Source organism: Kitasatospora sp. NPDC004799, assembly GCF_040609095.1.
Taxonomy (GTDB): Bacteria; Actinomycetota; Actinomycetes; order Streptomycetales; family Streptomycetaceae; genus Kitasatospora.
In genome coordinates this window covers 1-2,337 of sequence record NZ_JBEXJK010000691.1, presented here as the reverse complement: position 1 = coordinate 2,337, position 2,337 = coordinate 1, and the positions used below count along the sequence as shown (strand labels likewise).

1 protein-coding gene is annotated in these 2,337 nt (G+C 79.0%); it reads left to right on the top strand.

The features are described 5' to 3' along the window. Positions 1-2,337, top strand: a 2,337-nt coding sequence (locus ABZW03_RS39940; protein ID WP_355269662.1) for a S8 family serine peptidase, incomplete at both ends; no start/stop codon positions are given.

The following is a 2,337-nucleotide window of genomic DNA, read 5'->3' as shown; positions in this document are numbered from 1 at the left end:
GCGCGAGCGCGTCCACGCCCACCGGGCCGACCTGCTCGCGCTCAGCCGCCGCATCCACACCCACCCCGAGACCGCCTTCGAGGAGCACCGCGCGGGCTGGCGCCGCCCAGCGGGCCCGGGCCGGCGACGCGCTCGACCGGCTGGCCGGGGCCGTCCACCGGGCGGCACCCGCCGCCCGCGAGCTCTACCGCACCCGGACCGTGCTCACCGGCCTCGCGGTCAGCGCGCCCGCCGACCGGCTGCCCGCGCTGCGGGCGCTGCCGGGCGTCCGGGCCGTCCACCCGATCGTCGCCAAGCGGCGGGACAACGCCCACTCCGTCCCGCTGACCGGCGCCCCCCGGGTCTGGGCCGGCGGCGGGGCGGCCGGCACCGGCCGGGGCATGCGGATCGGGATCGTCGACAGCGGCATCGACTACACCCACGCCGACTTCGGCGGCCCCGGCACCGAGGAGGCGTTCCGCTCGGTCGAGCGCGGCAAGCCCGCGCCGCCCGCGCTGTTCCCCAACGCCAAGGTGGTCGGCGGCCGGGACCTGGTCGGCGACGACTACGACCCCGACCCGGCCTCCCCGCACCACCAGCCCGTGCCGCACCCCAGCGACAACCCGATCGACTGCGTGCGCAACGGGCACGGCACCCACGTGGCCGGCACCGCGGCCGGGTACGGCGTGACCGCCGACGGCCGCCCGTACACCGGCCCGTACGGGCCCGGGCTGGACCCGGCCGGCTTCCGGATCGGCCCCGGCACCGCCCCGGGCGCGGAGCTGTACGCGATCCGGGTGTTCGGCTGCGACGGCTCCACCGACCGGGTCACCGAGGCGCTCGACCTGGCCGCCGACCCGAACGGGGACGGCGACCTGAGCGACCGGCTGGACGTCGTCAACCTCTCGCTCGGCAGCCACTTCGGCAGCACCGACGACACCGACGCCCTGGCCGTCGACCGGCTCGCCGAGCTGGGCACCGCCGTGGTCGCGGCGGCCGGCAACGACGGCGACGTGTACGGCATCGGCGGCAGCCCCGGCACCGCCGCCCGGGCGATCACCGTCGCCGCCTCGGTGCACGGGCACGCCGACGTGGACGGCATCACCGTGCTCGCCCCCGCCGACCGGGCCGGGGTCGTCCCGGCGCACTGGAGCGAGCGCTACCAGGGCTGGACCACCGCCGACGTCAGCGGCGAACTCGCCCTGCCCGCCGACCAGTCGGACGGCTGCACCCCGTTCACCGAGGCCGACCGGCAGCGGCTGGCGGGGCGGATCGCGCTGCTCGCCTGGCACACCCGGGACGCCGACCGGGCCTGCAACTCCGGCCCGCGCGCCGACCACGCCGCCGACGCGGGCGCGATCGGCGCGCTGTACGCCGCCGACTCCGACCACCTGGCCGAGATCTCCGGCAACGACCGCGTCCCGGCCGCGCTGCTGGCGCGGGCCGACGGCGAGCGGCTGCGGGAGGCCGTGGCGGCCGGGCCGGTGGTGGTCCGGCTCGCCGCGCCCGGCAACCCGCTGCACGGCTCCGTCGCCCAGGACCAGCCGGCCCGGGTCGACACCCTGACCGACTTCACCTCGCGCGGCATCGGGGTGCCGGGCGTGGTCAAGCCCGACCTGGCCGCCCCCGGCGAGAGCATCTGGTCCACCCTGGTCGGCAGCGGCGCCGGCGGCCAGCGGGAGAGCGGCACCTCGATGGCCGCCCCGCACGTGGCCGGGCTCGCCGCGCTGGTCCGCGCCGCGCACCCGGACTGGCCGGTCGAGCAGGTCAAGGCCGCGCTGATGAACACCACCGTGGACACCTTCCTCGGCGACGACCGCACCGGGCCGGCCTACGGGCCCGAGCGCACCGGGGCCGGGCGGGTCCGGGTGGACCAGGCGGTCCGCACGCCGGCCGTCGCCTACGCGGCGGGGGAGGGCGCGGTGCCGGGCGGGGTCGGGGTCTCCTTCGGGCCGGTCGAGGTCGGCGGGCCGACGGCGGTGACCCGGGAGATCGAGGTGCGCAACACCTCGGACGCGCCGCTGGTCTACCGCACCTCGTACGCGGCCTCGACCGAACTGCCGGGCGCCTCCTACCGGGTGGAGCCGGCCCGGGTGGAGGTCCCGGCGGGCGGCACCGCGCGGGTCCGGGTGACGCTGTCCGTACCGGGGGAGCTGGGGCGCGCGCCCGACCCGACCATCGACACCGTGCAGGGCGGCCGGGCCCGCAGCTACCGGGGCGAGCTCTCCGGCCGGATCCTGCTCACCCCGGTCGGCGGCGGCGGGTGGCCGCAGCTGCGGGTCCCGGTGCTGGCCGCCCCGCACCCGACCGGCGACCTCGCGGTGGCGGCCACCGTCCGCACCGCCCGGGACGGCACCC